Source organism: Limnohabitans planktonicus II-D5 (genome assembly GCF_001270065.2).
GTDB lineage: Bacteria > Pseudomonadota > Gammaproteobacteria > Burkholderiales > Burkholderiaceae_C > Limnohabitans_A > Limnohabitans_A planktonicus.
Genome location: NZ_LFYT02000024.1, coordinates 14,933 through 36,795 on the forward strand (window position 1 = coordinate 14,933; position 21,863 = coordinate 36,795).

General features: G+C 60.9%; 23 protein-coding genes. 7 read left to right on the forward strand and 16 right to left on the reverse strand.

Features of this window, described 5'->3' with window-relative positions:
* Nucleotides 1–3 precede the first annotated feature (3 nt).
* From H663_RS35865 to lexA, 6 genes are all read right to left on the reverse strand, one after another.
* A complete protein-coding gene (locus H663_RS35865; RefSeq protein WP_053174581.1) occupies nt 4–783 on the reverse strand; it encodes an oxepin-CoA hydrolase, alternative type in 780 nt (259 codons plus the stop codon).
* A 3-nt stretch (nt 784–786) separates the two neighbouring features.
* The gene (locus H663_RS35870) at nt 787–2,307 is read right to left on the reverse strand and encodes a 3-hydroxyacyl-CoA dehydrogenase (RefSeq protein WP_053174584.1); all 1,521 of its coding nucleotides are present in this window, start codon (nt 2,305–2,307) and stop codon (nt 787–789) included.
* A 118-nt stretch (nt 2,308–2,425) separates the two neighbouring features.
* A complete protein-coding gene (locus H663_RS35875) occupies nt 2,426–3,574 on the reverse strand; it encodes an MFS transporter (protein WP_053174587.1) in 1,149 nt (382 codons plus the stop codon).
* 59 nt (nt 3,575–3,633) lie between these two features.
* Nucleotides 3,634–4,641, reverse strand: a complete 1,008-nt coding sequence (locus tag H663_RS35880; protein ID WP_053174590.1) for a D-2-hydroxyacid dehydrogenase family protein — start codon at nt 4,639–4,641, stop codon at nt 3,634–3,636.
* 113 nt (nt 4,642–4,754) lie between these two features.
* A complete protein-coding gene (locus H663_RS35885; protein WP_053174593.1) occupies nt 4,755–5,108 on the reverse strand; it encodes a hypothetical protein in 354 nt (117 codons plus the stop codon).
* A 117-nt stretch (nt 5,109–5,225) separates the two neighbouring features.
* Complete coding sequence (gene lexA, locus H663_RS35890) at nt 5,226–5,897, reverse strand: transcriptional repressor LexA (RefSeq protein ID WP_053174597.1); 672 nt, start codon at nt 5,895–5,897, stop codon at nt 5,226–5,228.
* 74 nt (nt 5,898–5,971) lie between these two features.
* On the opposite strand from lexA, the gene H663_RS35895 reads away from it, so the two are divergent.
* Nucleotides 5,972–6,937 carry an asparaginase gene (locus H663_RS35895; protein ID WP_083451267.1) on the forward strand — a complete coding sequence of 322 codons (966 nt, stop codon included), beginning with the start codon at nt 5,972–5,974 and terminating at the stop codon, nt 6,935–6,937.
* Nucleotides 6,938–6,998: 61 nt separating this feature from the next.
* Here the strand turns inward: H663_RS35895 and adk are convergent, their stop codons facing one another.
* From adk to H663_RS35925, 6 genes are all read right to left on the reverse strand, one after another.
* On the reverse strand, nt 6,999–7,655 hold the full coding sequence (gene adk, locus H663_RS35900) for an adenylate kinase (RefSeq protein WP_053174600.1): 657 nt from the start codon (nt 7,653–7,655) through the stop codon (nt 6,999–7,001).
* Nucleotides 7,656–7,768: 113 nt separating this feature from the next.
* Nucleotides 7,769–8,545 (reverse strand): 3-deoxy-manno-octulosonate cytidylyltransferase, encoded by a 777-nt coding sequence (gene kdsB / locus H663_RS35905; protein WP_053174602.1) that lies wholly within the window; start codon nt 8,543–8,545, stop codon nt 7,769–7,771.
* A 9-nt stretch (nt 8,546–8,554) separates the two neighbouring features.
* Nucleotides 8,555–8,761, reverse strand: coding sequence for a Trm112 family protein (locus H663_RS35910; RefSeq protein ID WP_053174605.1), 207 nt, complete (start codon nt 8,759–8,761; stop codon nt 8,555–8,557).
* 52 nt (nt 8,762–8,813) lie between these two features.
* Nucleotides 8,814–9,812 carry a tetraacyldisaccharide 4'-kinase gene (lpxK, locus tag H663_RS35915; protein ID WP_053174609.1) on the reverse strand — a complete coding sequence of 333 codons (999 nt, stop codon included), beginning with the start codon at nt 9,810–9,812 and terminating at the stop codon, nt 8,814–8,816.
* A gap of 6 nt (nt 9,813–9,818) precedes the next feature.
* Entirely contained in the window at nt 9,819–10,241 is a 423-nt protein-coding gene (locus H663_RS35920) for an ExbD/TolR family protein (protein ID WP_053174611.1), read from the reverse strand.
* Between the two features lie 11 nt (nt 10,242–10,252).
* Complete coding sequence (locus H663_RS35925; RefSeq protein WP_053176815.1) at nt 10,253–10,870, reverse strand: MotA/TolQ/ExbB proton channel family protein; 618 nt, start codon at nt 10,868–10,870, stop codon at nt 10,253–10,255.
* A 368-nt stretch (nt 10,871–11,238) separates the two neighbouring features.
* On the opposite strand from H663_RS35925, the gene xseA reads away from it, so the two are divergent.
* From xseA to H663_RS35940, 3 genes are all read left to right on the forward strand, one after another.
* A complete protein-coding gene (gene xseA, locus H663_RS35930; RefSeq protein WP_053174614.1) occupies nt 11,239–12,663 on the forward strand; it encodes an exodeoxyribonuclease VII large subunit in 1,425 nt (474 codons plus the stop codon).
* 816 nt (nt 12,664–13,479) lie between these two features.
* Nucleotides 13,480–14,061, forward strand: coding sequence for a superoxide dismutase (locus H663_RS35935; RefSeq protein ID WP_053174617.1), 582 nt, complete (start codon nt 13,480–13,482; stop codon nt 14,059–14,061).
* Between the two features lie 104 nt (nt 14,062–14,165).
* The gene (locus H663_RS35940; protein WP_053174620.1) at nt 14,166–15,449 is read left to right on the forward strand and encodes a branched-chain amino acid ABC transporter substrate-binding protein; all 1,284 of its coding nucleotides are present in this window, start codon (nt 14,166–14,168) and stop codon (nt 15,447–15,449) included.
* 21 nt (nt 15,450–15,470) lie between these two features.
* On the opposite strand, the gene H663_RS35945 is transcribed toward H663_RS35940, so the two are convergent.
* On the reverse strand, nt 15,471–15,719 hold the full coding sequence (locus tag H663_RS35945) for a hypothetical protein (RefSeq protein ID WP_053174626.1): 249 nt from the start codon (nt 15,717–15,719) through the stop codon (nt 15,471–15,473).
* Nucleotides 15,720–16,303: 584 nt separating this feature from the next.
* Between H663_RS35945 and H663_RS35950 the strand changes: the two genes are divergently transcribed.
* From H663_RS35950 to H663_RS41685, 3 genes are all read left to right on the forward strand, one after another.
* Nucleotides 16,304–16,681 carry a hypothetical protein gene (locus H663_RS35950; protein ID WP_133240052.1) on the forward strand — a complete coding sequence of 126 codons (378 nt, stop codon included), beginning with the start codon at nt 16,304–16,306 and terminating at the stop codon, nt 16,679–16,681.
* A gap of 128 nt (nt 16,682–16,809) precedes the next feature.
* Complete coding sequence (locus H663_RS35955; RefSeq protein ID WP_053174635.1) at nt 16,810–18,558, forward strand: hypothetical protein; 1,749 nt, start codon at nt 16,810–16,812, stop codon at nt 18,556–18,558.
* 199 nt (nt 18,559–18,757) lie between these two features.
* A complete protein-coding gene (locus tag H663_RS41685; protein ID WP_165803936.1) occupies nt 18,758–18,940 on the forward strand; it encodes a hypothetical protein in 183 nt (60 codons plus the stop codon).
* A 291-nt stretch (nt 18,941–19,231) separates the two neighbouring features.
* Here the strand turns inward: H663_RS41685 and H663_RS35965 are convergent, their stop codons facing one another.
* From H663_RS35965 to flgM, 3 genes are all read right to left on the reverse strand, one after another.
* Complete coding sequence (locus H663_RS35965; RefSeq protein ID WP_053174638.1) at nt 19,232–20,173, reverse strand: alpha/beta fold hydrolase; 942 nt, start codon at nt 20,171–20,173, stop codon at nt 19,232–19,234.
* A gap of 992 nt (nt 20,174–21,165) precedes the next feature.
* Nucleotides 21,166–21,528 (reverse strand): hypothetical protein, encoded by a 363-nt coding sequence (locus H663_RS35975; RefSeq protein WP_053174644.1) that lies wholly within the window; start codon nt 21,526–21,528, stop codon nt 21,166–21,168.
* A complete protein-coding gene (gene flgM, locus H663_RS35980) occupies nt 21,525–21,815 on the reverse strand; it encodes a flagellar biosynthesis anti-sigma factor FlgM (RefSeq protein WP_053174647.1) in 291 nt (96 codons plus the stop codon). The genes H663_RS35975 and flgM overlap by 4 nt, the downstream gene beginning before the upstream one ends.
* Between the last annotated feature and the right edge of the window lie 48 nt (nt 21,816–21,863).

Here is a 21,863-nt window from a genome sequence, read left to right on the forward strand (position 1 = left end):
GCTTTATTCGTATTGGGGTTTTTGCTTGTTCAAAAACGCACCAATGCCAATGCCTGCGTTGGTGTGGTGCAGATTTTTGACGAAGTGATCGCGTTCGCGGGCCAGCTGCGCATTGAGGTTGCTGGCGTCAGCTTCGCCCAGCAACTCCTTGATGCTGGCCAGCGCGTTGGGGGCCTGGGCGTTGAGTTGTTCGCACAGCTCCAAGGCTTGCTGCAGTGACTGACCGGCATCGGCCAGGCGGTTGACCACGCCCAGTTGCTGCAGGCGCTCGGCACCGATGCGCTCGCCGCACATCAGGAGTTCGGTGGCCAGCTGGCGCGGCACGGCACGCGACAGGCTCCAACTGCCGCCACCATCGGGTGACAAAGCAATGGAGCTGTAGGCCATCACAAACACGCTGTTGCGGGCTGCGACGATCATGTCGCAAGCCAGCGCCAGGGAAAATCCGGCACCGGCTGCAGGGCCTTCGACGGCGGCGATCACGGGTTTGGGAAAGGTGCGGATGGCTTCGATCCAGTTGTGCAGGCCTTCAATGCTTTGCGCCTGGTGTTCGGGCGGCAATTGGCGGTTGTTTTGCAATCGCTGCAAATTGCCACCCGCGCTGAAAATGCCATTGGCCCCGGTGATCACCACGCTGCGCACATCGGCGCTGGATTCCGCCACGCTCAGGGCTTCGACCCCGGCGGCATACATCTCTGGTCCGAGCGCGTTGCGAAACTCCGGATTGCTAAGGGTCAGGACCAGGGTCTGGCCTTCGCTGGTGCTGAGCAGTTGTGCTGTCATTTTTCAGTCTTCCGTGTGCATCAAGGACAGGCCAATCGCACCGCGGCGGCGCAGCCAGGGGCTGGGGCGGTAACGCATGTCTCCATAGACGGTTTGCATGTTGAACAGTACTTCCAAAATGCTGTCCGGGCCAAACCGGTTGCCCATGGCCAATGGGCCCAGCGGATAAGCCAAGCCCAAGGTCACGGCGGTTTCCAGGTCTTCTGGTGTGCAAATGCGTTGCTGGCAGATGTCGGACGCGATGTTCACGATGGTCGCCACCACGCGTTGGGTGACAAAGCCGCCGCTGTCGCGGATGACCGACACAGCCTTGCCGTCGCGGGCAAACAGGGCGTGGGCCGCGTCGCGCATGTCGGCGCGGGTTGCAGGGTTGGTGGCCAGCACGCGGCGCTTGGTGGCGGCGTCATTGACCAGCATGTCGATGCCCACCGTGCGTGCCGGGTCCAGGCGTTCGACCACGGCCACGGTGGTGATGTCAAAGCCCAGCGGGGCGACGATGGTCAGCGCTTCAGGGGAGGGCGATGCGCCGGTTTCGATTTTGGCGCCCAGGTCTTTGAGCAGTTGCAGCAGTTCCATGCGGCGGGCTGCGCGGGGCGAGACCCACACGGGCGGTATGGTCTCCACCTCGGGCACGGGCGGCTCAGCCGGCACTTGCGCTGCGCCATCCACGTATTTGTAGAAGCCTTCGCCCACTTTTTTGCCGACCACGCCACCGGCCAGACGCTGGGCGGTGATGACGTTGGGGCGGTAGCGCGGCTCTTCGTAGTACTGGTGGTAAATCGCTTCAATGACGTGGTGCGAGACATCGAGTGCCGTCAAATCAAACAACTCGAAGGGGCCGAGTTTGAAGCCGACCTGGTCGCGCAGGATGCGGTCGATGGTGGCGAAATCGGCGATGCCTTCGCTCACAATGCGCAGCGCTTCGGTGCTGTAACCGCGCCCGGCGTGGTTGACGATGAAGCCTGGGGTGTCTTGCGCCTGCACGGGGGTGTGGCCCATCTGGCGGGCAAATTCAGACAGGCGTTGGCACACAGCGGGGTCTGTTTTGAGGCCCGCAATCACCTCGATCACTTTCATCAAAGGCACGGGGTTGAAGAAGTGGTAGCCCGCAAACTGGGCGGGGCGCTGCAAGGCGGCAGCAATCGCAGTCACGGACAGCGAAGACGTGTTGGTTACCAGCACGGCGCTGGGGGCCAGCACTTTTTCCAGATCGGTGAACAGGCTTTTCTTGATGTCGAGCCTTTCGACGATGGCTTCGACCACCAACTCGCACTCGGCCAGGTCTTGCAAGCTGGCAGCGCCCAGCAGGCGGCTTTTGTGGCCTGCCACGGCTTCGGCTGTGAGGCGGCCTTTTTCCTGCAACTTGTCCCATTGCTGGAACACGGCATCTCGCGCTTTGGCAATGGCTTCGGGTTGGGTGTCGTACAGCCAGACCTGGCTGCCTGCTTGAGCGGCGATTTGGGCAATGCCCCGGCCCATGGCACCGGCGCCGATGATGGCAACTTTGGAAAATGCGAGAGTCATGTCGATAAATGAAAAGTCTGGGCCCAGAAGACCAGTTGTGTAAAGCCCGGGGATTACTCGGAGGTGCCCAAGGCGGTAACTGGCACGTAACGTGGGATTATCGCCCCAGATTCAGCACTCAGCCGGGGCGCGAAAGCGGGTGAAGCCGGGCATAGCGTGTGGCCAGTGCGCTCAGACCCAGGGCCAGCAGCATGCCCATCAGGCTGAAATGTGGCAGAGAGGTCAAACTTTGATGAACGATCACGGCAGCGCCAACAGTCGCCCCCAGCGCCTGCCCTGCGTAGATGGCCGAGGTGTTCAAGGCGACTGACGCCGAGGCCAACCAGGGGGCCTGGTTGACCAGTCGGGCTTGTTGGGCCGAGTTGGAGGCGAACACCCCCAAACCCCAGGGCAGCAGGGCCAGGCCCATGGCGATCCAGTGGTTTGTCCAGGGGGTCAGCAGCATGCCGCTTGCAATGCTCAACAGAGCCATGAAAACGGCGCGGGAGGCACCCACTCGTTCAATGTGGCGAGACAGCAAGGCATTGCCCACAAATCCCATGGCCCCATAGCCCAGCAGCATGGCACTGAACTGCCCCGGACTGGTGGCAAATCGTTGGGTCATGTAAGGAGCCAGGTAGCTGAACAAGATGAATTGACCACCCCCGGACAGCACAGTCACGCTCAGTGTGATCAGCAAAGTGCGCGATGACAAGGTCTGCCGCCAGGCCGCGGCCGACAAGGCGGGTGGCACGACCCGCTCGGGCATGCGCAGCCACAGCCAGGCTGCTCCCAACAGCGACAAAGCGGCAATCAGCGCCATGGACCAGCGCCAACCCCAGACGCCCCCAATCCAGGCCCCCAGGGGGCTGCCGATCACCGACGCCACGGACCAACCGAGGAACACAAAAGTGATGGCTCGGCCGCGCTGGTGTTCAGGCACCAGCAGGGCAATGCACGAAGCCGCTTGGGGGGTAAAGATGGCCGCAGCCAACATGGCCAGCACGCGACAGGCCAGCAAACTGGAAAAACTGGGTGCCAAAGCTGCCAAAGCTGCCAATGCGTGCCACAGCCCATACCAGACCAGGCTCCAGCTGAGCAATTTTTTGCGGTCCCAACCGGCCACCCACGCGGCCAGAACTGGGGCGCCCAGACAAACGATCAAGGCGCACACCGAGATCAGCTGCCCGGCCTGGGCCACCGAGACGTTCAAAGAGGCGATCACGTCGTTCAGGATGCCGGTGGCCATCATCACGCCACTGCCAATGACCACGTTGCCAAACATCATGGACCACAAGACCGATGGCAGATGCTCGCTCGGTGAAGATGTGGGGGCAGACCTCACCTTCAGCGCCGCACTTGCAAGGCACCGGGATTGACGATGTTGGTCGGGGTGCCTTTGATGTAGTTCAGCACGTTGTCAAAGGCAGCGCCCAAATACATCTCGTAGCTGTCTTTTTCCACATAGCCAATGTGCGGCGTGCAAATGCAGTTTTCCAAACGCAACAATGCCATGCCTTGCAAAATGGGCTCGGATTCAAACACATCGATCGCGGCCATGCCTGGTCGGCCCCGGTTCAAGGCCCCGATGAGGGCGTTGGCTTCAACCAGTTCGGCGCGTGAAGTGTTCACAAACAGCGCTGTGGGTTTCATGCGACCCAAATCTTCGGAGCGCACGATGCCTTCGGTGGCTTCGTTCAGACGCAGATGGAGGCTCAGCACATCCGCTTGCTCAAAAAAGGATTCGCGGCTGGTGGCAGCCTGATAGCCATCCCGCACAGCGCGAACACGGGATTCGTCACTGCCCCAAATGCGCACTTCCATGCCAAACGCCTTGCCGTAACCTGCGACCAACTCGCCAATGCGGCCGTAGCCCCAGATGCCTAGCGTTCGCCCTTTGAGGACAGTGCCCAGGCAAAAATTGGGCGGCATGGAGCTGGATTTGAGTCCGGACTGTTGCCAGGCACCGTGCTTGAGGCTGCTGATGTATTGGGGCAGCCGCCGCGAAGCGGCCATGATCAAGGCCCAGGTCAGCTCGGCTGGCGCAACGGGGGAACCCACGCCTTCTGCCACCGCAATGCCGCGCTCGGTGCAAGCGGCCAGATCAATGTGACTGCCTGCACGGCCGGTTTGAGAGATCAGCTTCAAACGGGGGAGCTTTTCAATCAGGGCTTTGGTCAGTTGGGTGCGTTCACGGATGAGGACAATGATGTCTGCATCCCTGAGCCGAACGGACAATTGCCCAATGCCCTTGACGGTGTTGGTGTATACCTTGGCGGGATAGTTCTCGAGCTTGGTGGCGCAGTCGAGTTTGCGCACGGCATCCTGATAGTCGTCGAGGATCACAATATTCATCCCCTGATTGTGCCTTGCCAAGGCACTGATCAGGTGAGCGGTGGCCCCTTTTCAATACTTTGTGTAGCCAGATTTGGGCGTAAACCAGGCCTGCGGTGCAAGCCGGTGGTTTTTCAGTTGGGTGTGTGCATGGCCTCGAGGGCAGCCAATCGGTCCAGCTCGGCGCACACATCGGCCATGCGACCTGAAATGACCATGCGCCCTGCTCCCGCAGTGCGTTGCCCCGACTCGGTGATCCGCATCACCCGCAAAGGCGGACGTGAGTAGGGCGCGGCTGCAGTGGCACTGGGTGGCATCATGCGCGGCATGGACAGGACGCCCGAAGTTGCGCACGTTGTGTGGCGGTTGGGCCAGAGCGGGCGCAAGCGTTTGGTCGTCGACGGATTCGAGATGGCCGCAGGTTTGGCGTGGTGGAAGGTCGTCAGGCCTTGAAAAAGACCCGAAAAAGCAAGCAGAGCGATTCCCATGTGAAACCTTTCAAAATAGTGAGGTTGGACACAGGCAGGATTGCAAAGAAAGCTATTTGCACCAGGGCCGACAAAGTGATTTGTCTGCGCCCGCCACCTGGTGCAAAAAGCGGGGATTTACATGAGCAGGGTGTTGCGGATCAAGCCCACGGCCAAGCCTTCGATGTCAAAAGGCTCTTCTGGGTTGACCACAATGGTTTGGTAGTCCGGGTTTTCGGGCAGCAACTCGATGCCAGTGGCGGTTTTGCGCAGGCGCTTCACGGTGACTTCATCACCCAGGCGGGCCACCACAATTTGGCCGTTGCGCACATCTTTGGTGGATTTGACGGCCAGCAGGTCACCGTCCATGATGCCCGCGTCGCGCATGGACATGCCGCGCACACGCAGCAGGTAGTCGGGTTGCTCGGTGAACAGGCTGCTTTCGACCTGGTAGGTTCGGTCGACGTGTTCTTGCGCCAGAATGGGCGAACCGGCGGCCACACGGCCCACAAGTGGCAAACTCAGCTGACCGAGGCCAGGCAGGGTCAGGCTGAACAGATCGGAGGGGGCGCGCAAATTGCTGCGTGTGCTGCCTTTGAGGCGGATGCCGCGTGAGGTGCCGCTGACCAGTTCGATGGCACCTTTGCGGGCCAGGGCCTTGAGGTGTTCTTCTGCCGCGTTGGCCGACTTGAAGCCCAACACACTGGCGATTTCAGCGCGTGTGGGAGGCGCGCCGGTGTTGGCGATGGTGTTCTGGATCAGTTCCAGAATTTCTTGCTGCCGGGCGGTGAGTTTGGGGCTGTCGATCATGGCGGTCTCCTTGTGAAGGATTGGATGGCTGTTTTTCTATCCAGTGACTGTATTTTTAACCAGTTTTTGAGGCTGTGCAAGTGTTTGAGGTAAAAAAAATCGGAAAAATCGTGGTTTTGGGCACTGGGGGAACCATTGCTGGCACCGCCGCCAGTGCCAGTGACCACACCGGCTACACCGCCGGGCAGCTGGGTGTGCAGCACCTGCTGGACGCTGTTCCTGGCCTTAATGACGTGCTGCAAGACGTCGCCTTGGTGGGCGAACAGGTGGCCCAGCTCGACAGCAAGGACATGGATCACGCCACCTGGCAAATCTTGGCCCAGCGCTGCAGCCACTGGCTGGCGCAGATTGATGTGGGCGGCCTTGTCATCACCCATGGCACCGATACTTTGGAAGAAACCGCCTGGTTTTTGCAACAAGTGCTGCACAGCACCAAGCCGGTGGTGCTGACCTGCGCCATGCGCCCGGCCACAGCGCTGGCACCAGACGGCCCGCAAAACCTGCTGGACGCCATGGCCGTGGTCCTCGACCCGATGGCGCGGGGTGTGCTGGCGGTCAGCGCGGGCCGCATCCACAGCGCTCGCGATGTGCAAAAAGTACACCCCTACCGACTCGATGCCTTCAGCTCGGGTGAAGCCGGTCCGCGTGGTTGGGTGGAGCAAGGACAGGTGCGCTGGTCAGGCCCATGCCATGCGCCCGAGCCGCATGCCCATGCCCCTCAGGCACTGGCCCAGGCCGTGGCCGATTGGCCGTGGGTGGCGGTCCTGCACTGCCACGCGGGTGCTGATGCCCGCCAGGTGCGCGCCCTGGTTGACGCTGGCGCTAAGGGGCTGGTGGTGGCGGGCACAGGCAACGGTACGGTGCACCGCAGCCTGCTGACCACGCTGGCCGAAGCTCAAAAGCAGGGCGTGGCCTTAAGGCTTGTCAGTCGCTGTGCCGAAGGCCAGATCGTGGGACAGCTTGCTGCGCTGCAGCTGGCACCGTTGGGGCTCAATGTGTACAAGGCGCGGATCAGCCTGATGCTGGATTTGATGCAGTAAGTCCAGAAAAGACAAAGCCCCGCAGAGCGGGGCTTTGTTGTTGGACTGAGGCTTGAAAAAATCAGTCAGCCAGCGCCGCAAAGGCGCGTGCGGTGATGTCTTCTACGCTGCCAGTGCCGCTGATGGCCCGGTACTTGGGGGCTGCTGCTGCATCGGTCTTGGCCCAGCCTGAGTAGTAGTCCACCAGTGGGCGGGTCTGGTCGCTGTAGACCTGAAGGCGTTTCTTGACGGTTTCTTCCTGGTCGTCGGCGCGTTGCACCAGCGGTTCGCCGGTCACATCGTCCATGCCTTCGACTTGGGGTGGTTTGAATTTGACGTGGTAGGTGCGGCCCGAGGCGGGGTGAGAGCGGCGGCCACTCATGCGTTCAATGATGGCGTCAAAGGGCACGTCGATTTCGAGCACATAGTCGAGCTTGACCCCTGCGGCCTTCATGGCATCGGCCTGAGGGATGGTGCGGGGGAAACCATCAAACAGGAAGCCGTTGGCGCAGTCGGCTTGGGCGATGCGTTCCTTGACCAGGTTGATGATCAGGTCGTCGCTGACCAGACCGCCGGACTCCATGACGGCTTTGGCTTGCAAGCCCAGAGGGGTGCCCGCCTTGACCGCAGCGCGCAGCATGTCGCCGGTGGAGATTTGAGGGATGTTGTATTTCTGGCAAATGAAGGTGGCTTGTGTGCCTTTGCCGGCGCCGGGCGCGCCCAACAGAATCAGTCTCATGTGAGGTCCTTATCGTTTGAAATCGTTTCAGCCAGGCAGGCCTGACCGCTCTTTTGAGAATATCACGCTTGGCTCTAAGCAGGCTTACGGAGCTGGCCTGCCCTTTGCGGGGATCAGCGGGTCAGCAGTTGGCGCACGCGTTCGAGGTCTTCCGGGGTGTCCACGCCAGGTCCGGGCGCTTCGTCTGTGACATGCACCGCGATGCGGTGACCGTGCCACAGGGCGCGCAACTGTTCGAGTGACTCCAGGGTTTCGACGCGGGCGGGCGGCAGTTGTGGAAACAAGGCCAGAAATCCGGCGCGGTAGCCGTAAATGCCGATGTGGCGCAGCGGGGCGGGGCTAGGCAGGGCCGTCAAGGACGGGCCCGATTGCCCGTCGCGCCACCAGGGGATAGGGGCGCGGCTGAAATACAGGGCCATCTGGCGCGCATCCATGACCACTTTGACCACATGGGGGTTGGTGAATTCCTCCAGCGAACTGATGGCGTGGGCCGCCGTGCTCATGCTGGCGTCGGGGCGTTCAGTCAGCAGGCGGGCCACCTCGTTGATGAGTGCCGGGGGAATCACGGGCTCATCGCCCTGCACATTGACCACCAGGGCGTCATTGGGCAGAGCGAGCAATTGGCAGGCCTCAGCCAGGCGGTCACTGCCGCTGACGTGGTCCTGGCGCGTCAGCAAGGACTCAATGCCATGCGCTCGGCAGGCCTGAACAATGCGTTCATCATCGGCCGCCACCACCACACGGCTGGCCTGCGACAGCAGCGCTCTTTGCGCCACGCGCACCACCATGGGGGTGCCTGCAATGTCGGCGATGGGTTTGTTGGGCAGGCGGCTTGAAGCCATGCGCGCCGGAATCAGGACCGTGAAGCCCGAAGAGGGGGTTGTGCTCATGGGGAGAAATCAGAGAGCAGGGCGAAGGGCTGCGAGTTTGTCGATTTCTTCGTCGCTCAGGGTGCGGGCTTCGTTTTCCAGCAGGATCGGGATACCGTTGCGCACGGGATAAGCCAGTCGGGCACTGCGCGAGAGCAGTTCCTGACGCTCGCGGTCAAAGTTGAGGGGGCCCTTGGTGACCGGGCAAACCAGCAGTTCAAGCAATTTGGTGTCCATGCTCCGATGATACCGGGCGCAGGCCGGGGGGTATCGCTTGCGCCAGCCCAAGTCAGGCGTGGGCCTGCCATTTTTGGGCAATGAGGGCGTCCAGGGCTTGCCAGAAACCCTCTTCCGCCGTCAGTTGCAGCGGCACGGCCAAGGCATGGGGGGCGTGCGGCCACAGCTTGGCGGCATCTTTTTCGGTGCACAGCAAGGGCCGGTCCGAAGTCGATGCGGGCCACTGAGCATAGTCATGGTGATCGGGCAAGGCGATGGTCCGGGCCAAAGTCAGGCCGGACTGCCTGAGCATGTCAAAAAACGCCTGGGGCCGGGCCAGACCCGCCACGGCGTCAACGGCCTGGTGTTTCAAGTCTTGCAGCGGCACAAGGCGGCCATCGGCCCTGCGGGCATGCGAGGCCAACTGCCTGCGGGCCTGAAACCCACCCGTCACGCCCGATGCGCCGGTGTGCAGCAGCACATCCACCTTGCGCGGCCAGGGCTCACGCAAGGGGCCGGCAGGCAGCAGCCAGCCATTGCCCACGCCGCGCTCATCCATCACGCAAATTTCCAGGTCTCTGGCCAGCGCCAGGTGCTGCAAGCCATCATCACAGACGATGACGCGCACCTCGGGGTGGGCTTGCAGCAGCGCTTTGGCGGCATCGGCCCGCGCGGCCCCCACCCACAGGGGCACGCCGGTGGCTTGGTGAATCAGCAGGGGTTCATCGCCCACGTCCTGGGGCAGGCTGTTCAGCGCCACGGGCCGGGTGTCACGGGTTTGCCGCCCATGGCCGCGAGAAATCACCCCGACCCGCAGGCCTTGCGACAGCAGGTGTTGGACCAAGGCGATGGTCGTGGGGGTTTTGCCAGCGCCACCGGCCACCACATTGCCCACCACGATGACCAGCGCCGGTACGCGCTCGGATCGGAACAGGCCCGCGCCATAGGCCCAGCTGCGCAGCGCCACCAAAGCACCATAGGCCCAGGCCACTGGCAGCAAGAGCCGGGCGACGAAACCGCGCTGCAACCAGACTTGGGGCAAATGCTGGTGAAGGAAGGCGCTGGGCGACATGGCCGCTCAGGAGCCCGGAACTTCGGCCGATTGGGTGGCGAAAGTGATTTGCGACAGGCCACTGCGGCGGGCCGCTTCCATGGCGTTGACGACTGCTTGGTGTGTGGCCGAGGCATCAGCGCTGATGATCAGGGTCACGTCTTTGGCCGCCAATGGTGCCAGCACCGCAGCCAAGGCGCTGACCGACGTCCCGCCCACAGGCGATTTGTTGACGGCATATTGCCCCTGAGAGGTGACCGTCAGGATGATGTGACGTGGGCGCTCGGTCTGCTTTTGCGCGTCGGCCACCGGCAAGGTGAGGTTGATCTCCGTCAAGCGTGACCAGGTGGTGGTCAGCATCAGGAAAATCAGGATCACCAGCAGCAAATCAATGAAGGGGACAAGGTTGATTTCGGGCTCGGGCGAGCCTTGGGTTTTTCTGAACTTCACAGCACACCCACTCAGTCGCGCAAATGGGCCAAGTGGCGGGCAAAGCGCTCAGAGACCTGTTCCATGGCCAGCAGGTGGCCATCGACCACCCCCCTGAAATAGCGCCAGAACATCAAGGCCGGAATGGCCACAATCAAACCCAGCGCCGTGTTGTACAGGGCCACCGAGATGCCGTGTGCCAGTTGCGCTGGCTGGTTGTTGCCAGCGGTGTGTGCGCCAAAAATCTCGATCATGCCCACCACCGTGCCCAACAGGCCCAGCAAAGGCGCAGCCGAGGCGATGGTGGCCAAGGTGGGCAAATAGCGCTCGAGCTCTTGCGCTGCAACGCGACCGGCCATTTCCATGCTCGAATGCACGTCTTCGTTGGTGGCCTGGGGGTTCATTTGCAAAGCGCGCAGGCCGCTGGCCAGCACAGTGCCTGTCAGGCCGGTGTTTTCCAGTTTGGCAATCACATCTTCATTGGGAAACCCCCGGCGCGTGGCGTCCAGGGCTTGATCCATCAATTTGGCCGGCAAAATTTTACTTGTTCGCAACTGAAAAAGGCGTTCAGCGATCAGTGCCAAGGCCAAAATGGAACACAAAATCAGTGGCCAAATCGGCCATCCGGCGGCTTGTATGATGGATAACAAAGCAATTTCTCCCAGTTTCATAAGGGTCGTAAACGCCTGTGATTATGGACGAAGGTCGAAGGCCATGGGCTGGGCCCAGATGGGCACAAAGCGGGGGGATTGAAGCTTGTTTTTCTGTGGATAACTTTGTGAAAAACTTCCCGATACGGTTTTTTGGGTACTTGTGTTTGTCGCGTTTCAGTTCTGATTTACTCGATTCATTAAATTAAAAAATTGTGTCAAATCAAGGACTTAAAGTGATTTTGATTTTCTTCTTCCCTGGTATATGGCTTTTTCGTGACAGCGCCTGCGCCTGTGGAGTACTTGGTGCACGCTGCATGCGCTTTTGCGCAGAAAAACGTTTCGAAACCCTTGAAAAATAAGGTCCCATGGCACATTTTGATGATTTGACGCCCCGTGCGTGGACGGTTTCGGCGCTGTGCCGCGCTGTGGCTGACACGCTGGATGCGCAATTCAATCCCGTCACTGTTCGGGGCGAGATTTCGGGCTTCTCGCGCGCAGCCAGCGGGCATTGCTACTTCTCGATCAAGGACGATACAGGCCAGATCCGCTGCGCCATGTTCCGGCGGGCCGCCAGCCTGGTGAACTTTTCGCCCCGAGACGGTGAACTGGTCGAGGTGCGGGGCCGATTGAGCGTGTACGAGGCCCGGGGCGATCTGCAACTGGTGGTCGAATCCATGGAGCGGGCCGGGCAGGGGGCCTTGTTCGAGCAGTTTTTGCGTCTCAAAGCCAAGCTCGAGGCCGAAGGCCTGTTCGATCCGGTGCACAAACGCCCATTGCCCGGGCAGCCCCGCGCCATTGGCGTGGTCACCTCGCTGGGTGCCGCCGCCTGGCACGACGTGGTCACCGCCTTGCAGCGGCGCGTGCCGCACATTCCGGTGCTCATGGCACCCGCTTTGGTGCAAGGCAACGGGGCCGCCGCCACACTGGTGCAAGCCCTGCAAAACATGTATGCCCTCACGGCAGAGGACAACCCCATGAGCGCGCCTGTGGACGTGATCTTGCTGGTGCGCGGCGGTGGCTCCATGGAAGACTTGTGGGCCTTCAACGATGAAACCCTGGCCCGCGTGATGGCCCAAAGCCCGGTGCCGATCATCTGCGGCGTGGGTCACGAAATCGACTTCACCATCGCCGACTTTGTGGCCGATGTGCGGGCACCCACCCCAACGGCCGCTGCAGAGATGGCCGCGCCTGACCGGGGCGTGGGGCTGCAAAGCCTGTCCGTGCTCGAACACCGACTCAGCCGTGGCCTGCTGCGCCAGCAAGACCGCCAGGCCCAGCGGCTCGATGGCCTCGCCACGCGCCTGGGGCACGGCTTGCAACGCCAGCATGACCGGCAATCGCAGCAGTTGGGCAGCCTGGGTGCCCGTTGGGGCGTCGGCCTGCAACGCCAGCAAGAGCGCCAGGCACAGCGCTTGAGCACCATCACCGCCCGCCTGAGTCGCCCCCAAGCCCTGCTGGGGCAGCACAGCCAGTGGCTGGACCGGCTGGCGCACCGACTGCAAGCAGGGGCGCAAAGCGGCTTGGGCAACAGCCGCCACCAGTTAGAACGCCTGAATGACCGCCTGGGCTTTAGCCAGGGCCAAGTGGCGCAGCGCAGCCAGCGCCTGGAACTTGCCGCCTTGCGCCTGTCTTCGGTCGATCCACACCGCGTGCTCGAGCGCGGCTATGCCTGGCTCAGCGATGAAAACGGCCAGGCCTTGACCCAGGTGGCCCAGTTTCAGCCAGGTCAAAACGTCCGGGCCACCTTGGCTGACGGCGACGTGCCGCTCACGGTTCGGTCGAATCGGTGATTCCAGAGGCTCGGACTCTTCGAGTGCCGACCTACCACCCGCCCCGTAGGTCGGCACTCGCAGAGTCCGACGATGCACGCGTGGCACAAACCGCTGGTTGCAGGCGACGGTGGTCAATCAGGCCAAACGTCGGGGTCTTCGACCACCGACCTGCGAATACATGCCCCCTGTAGGTCGGCACTCGCAGAGTCCGACGATGCACGCGTGTCACAAACCGCTGGTTGCAGGCGACGGTGGTCAATCAGGCCAAACGTCGGGGTCTTCGACCACCAACCTGCGAATACATGCCCCCTCTAGGTCGGCACTCGCAGAGTCCGACGATGCACGCGTGTCACAAACCGCTGGCTGCAGGCGACGGTGGTCAATCAGGCCAAACGTCGGGGTCTTTGACCACCGACCTACGCATACATGCCTCTGTAGGTCGGCACTCGCAGAGTCCGACGATGCACGCGTGTCACAAACCGCTGGCTGCAGGCGACGGTGGTCAATCAGGCCAAACGTCGGGGTCTTCGACCACCGACCTACGCATACATGCCCCCTGTAGGTCGGCACTCGCAGAGTCCGACGATGCACGCGTGTCACAAACCGCTGGTTGCAGGCGACGGTGGTCAATCAGGCCAAATGTCGGGGTCTTCGACCACCGACCTACGCATACATGCCTCTGTAGGTCGGCACTCGCTGCGTCCGATAACTGTGCGCTGACTCACTGTGCGGTTGCAGTCTCTTGAGGTCAAATACCCTGAATGCGAAGGGGGGCCACTCAGCCTCTAAAATCCATGCGTTCTCTTTCAACCTGTACCTACTAGAGGATCCCTCATGGAACACACCTTGCCCGCACTGCCTTACGCGATTGACGCGCTGGCCCCTCACTACAGCCAGGAAACCCTGGAGTTCCACCACGGCAAGCACCACAACGCTTACGTCGTGAACCTGAACAACCTGCAAAAAGGCACCGAATTCGAGAGCATGTCCCTCGAAGAGATCATCAAAAAATCCAGCGGCGGCGTTTACAACAACTCGGCCCAAATCTGGAACCACACTTTCTTCTGGAACTGCATGAAACCCCAAGGCGGCGGCGAGCCTACAGGCGCGCTGGCTGATGCCATCAATGCCAAGTTCGGCAGCTACGCCGCTTTCAAAGAAGCCTTCGTCAAGAGCGCCGTGGGCAATTTCGGCTCTGGCTGGACATGGCTGGTCAAAAAAGCCGACGGCTCGGTGGACATCGTCAACATGGGCGCTGCTGGCACCCCCCTGACCACCGCCGACAAAGCCCTGCTGACGGTGGACGTGTGGGAGCATGCCTACTACATCGATTACCGCAACCTGCGTCCCAAGTTCGTTGAGACATTCCTCGACAAGTTGGTGAACTGGTCTTTCGCGGAAGCCAATTTCGCCTGATTGAAGTTCAGCCTTCAGCCCAAAGCCCGGCTAGTCCGGGCTTTTTTTTCAACCCATTGCACCGCTTTGAACTCCATACAGCGGCGCTGAAAGGAAATTGTTTGATGCGTTTATTGGCCCCGTTTCACGTTTTGTCCCGCCGTTGTTTGTTGACGACCGCTTTGTCTTTGTTGGCCTTGAGCGCAGGAGCACAATCCCCGGCCCCCATCAAGCTGGCACTCATTGAAGGCCTGAGCGGCCCCTTTGGCAACACCGGCGAAGCCGTGGTGCGCAACATCGCCTGGGCCGTTGAGCGGGTCAATGCGCGGGGAGGGGTCAAAACTGCGCAAGGTCTGCGACCCCTGGCACTGGAACGCTACGACAGCAAAGGGCAAAGTGAAGAAGCCCTGTCGACCCTCAAGTCGGCCATTGACGACGGCGCGCTGGTTGTCATGCAAGGCAATTCATCCGCCAATGCTGCCGCCTTGATCGATGCCATCAACAAACACAATGAACGCGAACCGGGCAAGCGCGTGCTGTTTTTGAACTATGCCGCCGTCGATCCGGCACTGACCAACGAAAAATGCAGCTTCTGGCACTTTCGCTTCGATGCCCATGCCGACATGCGCATGACCGCCTTGATGCAAGTCCTGGGTGAAGACAAGTCCGTCAAATCGGCCTACCTGATCGGTCAGGACTACAGTTTTGGCCAAGCCGTGCTGCGCGAAGCCAAGCGCCAACTGGCCGACCAGCGCCCCGATGTGAAGATCGTGGGGGAAGAGTTGCACCCCATGGGCCGGGTCAAAGACTTCTTGCCCTACGCCGCCAAAATCAAGGCCAGCGGCGCACAGGCCGTCGTCACGGGCAATTGGGGCAACGACCTCACACTCTTGGTCAAGGCCGCGCGAGAGGCGGGCTACGAAGGCAAGTTCTACACCTTTTACGGCAATGCACTGGGTGCCCCTGCAGCCATCGGCGAGGCTGGGGTTGGCCGGGTGATTGCGGTGGCCGACTGGCTGCCCAATGTGCCGGGCAAAGCCAGCGCGCAGTTTTACCAGTCCTTCCGTCAGCGTTTTCCCAAGCCGAGTGAAGACTATGCGCACCTGCGCATGCAACTCATGATCGAGGCGCTGGCGCAGGCCATAGAGCGCGCGGGCAGCACCGAACCGGTGGCCCTGGCCTTGGCATTGGAAAAAGCCCAGGTCAGCCTGGCTGGGCAAACCGGCAGCATGCGCGCTGAAGACCACCAGTTTCAACAACCCTTGGCGGTTGGCGTGATGGCGCGCCAAGGTGAGCCGGGCGTGCCGTTTGATGTGGAAGGCTCGGGCTACGGCTTCAAGGTGGTGCGCCAGATCAAAGCCGAACAGGCTCGCATGCCCACCAGCTGCAAGATGGTGCGCCCCGGATGAAGGGGCTGCACTCAGGCCTGATTACTGAGATTCGCCCACAGCTTCTTTGACACATTTCTTGATGTTGCTGGTTTTAGCGGCGCCAGCCAGTTTGCGTTCGGCAGCAGCCGCTTCGCATTTGGCGGTGGCGTCGGCTTCACATTTTTTCAGGAACGATGTCTTGGCTGCGCCTGCCAGTTTCTTTTCGCCCACAGCGGCGGTGCATGTGGCGTCTTGGGCCCAAACCGAGGTGCTGAGCAAGGCAATGAAGATAAATGATAATTTTTTCATGATGATGATTTTCGCTGTTTAAAAGAAAAAAATCATAATCTTGCGGGTCATTTTTGGCAAATCTGTTCCGTTTGGGAAAGTTGTCTTTCATCGATCCAGCCCTGTGAAGTATTCAACGGGCAAAGCTTTTGTAGGTCGGCACTCGCAGAGTCCGACATGATGGGTTTGGGCACAGGCCCCTGTCGGGGTCTTCTACCGCCGACCTGCAACGTCAATGTGTGAGACGTGCCATTTTGTAGGTCGGCACTCGCAGAGTCCGACATGATGGGTTTGGGCACAGGCCCCTGACGGGGTCTTCGACCGTCGACCAGCAACGTCAATGTGTGAGACGTGCCATTTTGTAGGTCGGCACTCGCAGAGTCCGACATGATGGGTTTGGGCACAGGCCCCTGTCGGGGTCTTCTACCGCCGACCTGCAACATTTTTGAGCATTGAAAACTTCACAGAGCCGAATCAATGGCTTGATGGGGTTTGAGCCAGGTATGGTTTTTTTTCGGAAATACCCAATACGCAATACCCCAAAAATTGACCCCTGTGATTTTTCTGAGCTGCAAACCCAAGCTGTCGGCTGTTACTGTCGGGGCATGACCGATCATGAACTCAACGAAGAATTGCTCGATGCGGTGGCTGATGCCGACCTTTTGAAAATTCAACAATGCCTGCAAGCGGGGGCAGACATTCACCACGTCCGATCCATGGGCCAGGACCATGGCAGCCTTCAGCCGGTCACGGTGCTGAGCATGGTGCTGTTCAGAGTGTCTGACAACATGCTGGAGGAGCCCGATTTGCAGAAATTCAAGGAAATCACCGCCATGCTCCTGGCGCACGGGGCCGATACGGTCTACGCCATGGCGTTTGCCCAAGAACGCTATGGCCGCTATGACGACAGCCTGCACGATGAGGCTTACGTGATGATGCCGGTCTGGCACCTCATTGCCCAAGCGCACGCCCGGCGCGCTTGATTGTGCGCTTGATTGTGCGCTTGACCTGCATTTGCAAAGCCCCAATGGTTCACACCGGCACCCAAGTGCACCGCAGCATGGGATTTTTGCCGTCACAATGCCCGCACCCGGATTGACCCCATACCGCCATGACCCTTGACGACTACCCGCTGGACGAAGACATGCAGGCGTTTTGTAAAGCCGCCATCGACGCCATGCCCGATGCCCTTTTGATCACGGGTGCCCGCAAAATGCCGGACTTGCTCAAAGGCCTCAAGCAGGACAAACCCAATGTTGAGATGCTGCGCCAACGCGTGCAGGCCAAGCTGCAACTCAAATCGCCGCCGCCGCCCATTCTTGACATCTTGCGCACAGCCACCTTGTCGGAAGCGCTGGTAGACGTGCTCAGCAGCAAGGCCCTGCAACAAGGCCTGCCCGCGCTGGTGGCGCACTTTGGCCGTTTGCCCATCCTCACGGCCATGCTGCTCGATGCCCGCGAAACTGTTCGAAAAATGGCCCACGCTGAACTGGCCAAGCCTGCCAAAGACCTCACCAAAGCCAAGCCCCCAGAAGAAGACACCTTCAAGCAGCGGTTCAAACCGCTGCTCGATACCCTGCGCCCGGTTTTGCAAGGCGAGCCTTACCAAGCGCCCGCAGTCCGCACCCCACGCGCACCGGCACCCCAGGCCGCGCCCGCCCTGAGCAAAGAGCAGCAAGAGCGAGACATCATTTCCAGCACGCCTTACCGTCAAATCCAGAAAGAGCGCAATGCGCTGGCCAGCGAACGCGACAGGCTGCAAATCCTGAACAGCAAAATCAGCACCGACCTGGCGGGGCAGACCAGCCGCGCCAACGTTCTGAGCAGCGACCTGAGCGCCCTGCAAAGCCAATGGCGCAACAGCATCGCGCAAGGCATTGCCGACGGACTGCAGCAGCGCCTAGCCCCCTGGCTAGCCCCCAGCGAAAGCCTGGCCAAGGGCTTGCCCGCCAGCCACAATGCGCTGGAGCGCGCCCGGCAACTGCTGGATCGACAATCCCAACAAGACCAACGCTACGGCACCCGCGCTCGAGTTGCCGAAGAACTCGCCCAGGCCCGCAGCCTGCTGGCCGCGCTCCAAACCGCGCAACAAGAAGCCCTGCGCCCCTTGCCTCAGCTGGCCGACGAAATCCGGGTGCTGTCCACCCACATCGACGCCACCGAAGCCCGCTTGAACCAAACCAGCCTGCAGCCGCAATCACCCCAACTGCGCGCATGGGCCCAAACCCTGCACACCTTGCACGACATCGACGCCCTGCAAAGCCATAAAAAAGCGCTGGAACGCACCATGCTGGCAGAAGCCTGGAGCCTGCCCGTGTGCCAACAAGCCTATGCGCTCGTCGACCGTCAGGCCATGGCCATCTATGCCGCGCACCACCCCAACCCCAAAGACACGCCACCGCCCTTCACCCCCACACAGCACCTGGCCGATTGCCTGCTGCACGCACGGCCTTGCCGCCTGCTGATCGACGGCCACAACCTCCTGCCCAAGCTCAAACCCCTCATCGGGGCCCATTACTTCAAGCCGGGGCAGGGCCCCAATGCCCAAGCCCGCGACTTGCTGATTGATCGGGTCAAAACCCTCGCCACCTTGCACCCGCTACTGCAAGCGGACATCTGGTTCGACGGCCCGGACGAGCAACACTGGAGCGAAACCGACAACCTGCGGGTGTGGTTTTCTGGGGGGCAAGGCGCTGACCGCGCCGACGGCCGGATTCTGGAAAGCTTGCAATCGGAGATGTATCGCGGTACCCAAACCACCCGGCTGGTCGTCACCGAAGACCGCGAGCTGCTGGCGCAGGCGCAGGCCAGGGGGGCGATTGGCGTGTCTCCGCTGGAGATGTGGGCGATGGTGGGGTGAGACGAATCAGCATTGAGGCCTTTGCCTCGATGTGCGTCTGAAAAAAGCAGGGGGCTGAAGCTCGCGACTGGAGCCCGCCAGTCCGCAAGATCGGGTATTCGCAGGAGAAAACCCATGAAGATCGAAGTCATCGTTGGCCACATCCTCAAGCACTCCGACATGAAGGCGGTGGTCAACAGCGCCAATGCCAATTTGCGCTTTGACTCGGGCGTGGCCGGGGCCATCCACACGGCAGCTGGCCCCTCTGTTGGCGGCGCAAATCACGGCCAAGGTGTTGGCGCGTGCGGCGGTCGTTGCCCCCCAATTGCAGCGCTTGAGGTTGTGCGTGGTCAGCGAGTTTTTGCGCGACCAGTACGCGTGGGGCTTTGGCAGCAGCGGGTGAGCAGGTGTTTCAGCCCGAGGCGATTGAGCCAGGAGCAGCCGATACAGTCAGCGCGTTTGGGCTTGGGTTATGGGTCCGGCACGCTGAAGTTTGAAATGTTTGAAAAAAGTCATCTCGCAGGTCGCCACTCGCAAAGTCCGACAGGATGGGTTTGGGCGCAGGCCCATGTCAGGGTCTTCGACCGCCGATCTGCAACATCTTTGAGCAGTGAAAACTTCACCGGGCCGAATCAATCAGAAGGCACATAGGAGCGCCAGGTGGTGGTGGGTTGACTTGGCGGTGATGTTGCACTCAGCCTCGTCCACACACCGTTTGTTGCGCCTGCGCCGTGCTTTGCTGGTGGGGCAAGGGGATGTTTTGCAGCCAGCGGGCCATGTCTTGCAGCGGCTCGCGGGTGCGCAGTTGGCGTGTCAGCAGGTGCCAGCCATCCGGGTACACGACGACATCGGTCGCACCGGGCTTGGTCACCGCGGTGTTCAGGTGCGTCAGCCAATCGCACACGGGTTGCGGCGGGATGATGCGGTCGCGCAGGCCGTACAGCACCAGGGTGCGTTGGGGTGGCAGGACTCTTTGGCTTTGGGCGCGGCCCATGAGTTCGGTCACTCCGGCCAGGCTGCCCACACGGGTGGCTTTGATGAACAGCGGGTCGCGGCTCAAGTCGCGTGAGACTTCGGGGTCGTCGGTGGGACGGATGCCCAGCGAGGGCAAGCCCCGGCCGGTGAAGCTCATGTCAGGCACCAGCAGGTTCATGGTGTACAGACTCAGGCGTTGGTACCAGGGCATGCTTTGCGCACCCCAGACGGCGGGGGCTTTGAGGATGATTTGGTCGGCGGCCAATCCGGGTGCTTCGCTGGCGGCCACCCACACGACCGCACCGCCCATGCTTTCGCCCACCACCGTCAGGGGCAGGCCGGGGTGGCGCTGGCGAAGTTGGGATGCGATGTGGCGCAAGTCTGCCAGCAGTGTGGGCGATCCTGGCCAAATGCCCGGTTGGGGGTTGCCACCAAAGCCGCGTTGGTCGTAGGCGTACACCGTGGCTTGCAGTTCGGCCACCAGGTGCTGGGCGAGGGGGGCAAAGGCTTTGCTGTAATCGTTAAAGCCATGCACGCCCAGCACGATGTGTTGTGGCTGAGTACTGGCCCAGACCCTTGCTGCCAAGGGAGGCCCACTGGGCGAACTGAAGGTGGTGACGCTGGCGGGTACCGGCTTTGCAGTCGTGATTTTGTCCGGCATTGCAGGCGCTGGGTTGAGCGGAGCGGGTGTCGAGCAAGAGGCCAGCAGCACGAGGCACGCACAGGCGAGGCCACGAAGGGTGATTTGGCGAGGGCTTGAGTGGGGGTGGTGCTGTTGTTGGGTCATGGTGCGGCGAACCGGTCATCAAACGTTCGATTGTCTTTTGGAGTGATGGCTTTCATCCCTTGTGCAGCGGGGCTGTTGGGTGGGTGCTTGACCATGGGGCTGGGTTGCGTTCGCATCGCCTCGAAGCCATGCGCTCATCAGTCAGGCGCTGCCAAGCTTGCAGACGAAACGCCCCATGCCACATCCGTGTTGTCCCATTTTTGTCCATTGATCTCGCATTGTGCAAGAGTCGCCTTGGCGTGCTCGGCACCCAGCCAGCAAAATGCAGCACCACATTGCAGACAAGCCAGCCAGCGCCCGGGCCGCCGTGTCGCTGAGCACCATGTCCACGCGCTTTTGAGCACGGGGCAGCCCAACGAAGAGTTTGCGTTTGTCGTGGTCGGTCAGGTTTCCAAAATCGACGTCGCACAGCACCACGGTGGGGGCGCTTTGGTCATTTAACCGGCACAGGTTTTTGGCCTGCAGCGGGCCGTCGCTCCACAAGGGGTTGCCTGCGCTGTCTTATTGGCCGATGAGTCGTTTGGTGGCAGGGCTTGGGACGGCGGCATGCCCCGGGCGTTGATGACGGCGACTTGGCTGGGCGTGTGGCCGCTTTGCCCAGCTTGCCATACATGAAACTGCGGCAGTTCTGCGGCGTGGGCTCTTTGTGCCAGCACGGCGTTGGGGCTTCGGCCCATTGGCTTGATCATGTGCATCAAGCCGATTGCGCAGGGGCTGCAGCTTGGGGTCGAGCAAGTCACGGATTCAGGCGTGTCGTGCCCACACCCATGGCATCAGACAATTTTTTCCCGGATTGGCCAAGAGCCTTGAAGAGGCAATTCGTGAACAGGCCCCTAGGCCAATGACGCGTCAAACTGCAAAACAAGTCATGCGTGAACAGATGTGCTTGGGCTTGTAGCGGCGGCGCGCTGGCCTGAGCTATTGGCATACAGCCCATTGGACCAATCTGGGAGCAGTACTTTCAGTTGTTTCTCAACTTGTGCTTTTTGTTGCTGCAAATGGCTTTGTTGAAGCTTCAATTGCTCAATGACAATTTCTAAATGAGACAGCTTGTCTTTGAGTGGAGCAGTTCCTTGACCATCCAGCTCAGACCTGTGCCATTTCGTCATCATTTGACTTAAGGCCTCGGATGACTTGAGGAGCAAAAGAGGTTCAGCCTTGCGAAGTGCACAGGCGCTTTCACCCACTGAACGGTTCACCTCAGCCAAAAAATCTATCGCTTGCTTCAAGCTTGCCTCCGCAATTGTTCGCGTGTGCCTTCAAGCAGCCTATCGGCAATCACCTCCGGGTTGACCCGAAAAGTGCCCTTCTGAAACTCGGCTCGAACGGAATCGACCTTGGCCATGTTCATCACGCCGGCAAGAGTGTCCACATGGGCCATGGACTGCACTGCACTGGACAAAGAGACCACCCAACTTTTGCTTGTGGCGGGGGTTTTGCCGCTGCCAGCCGCCTCGACTTTGCTGGTGGGCAAACTGCTTGTCGCGTGAGATTCTGACAGTGGGGTGATTTTCATGATTTCTCCAAGTGACTTGCGCACCTATGCCCCTTTATCGGCCATGCG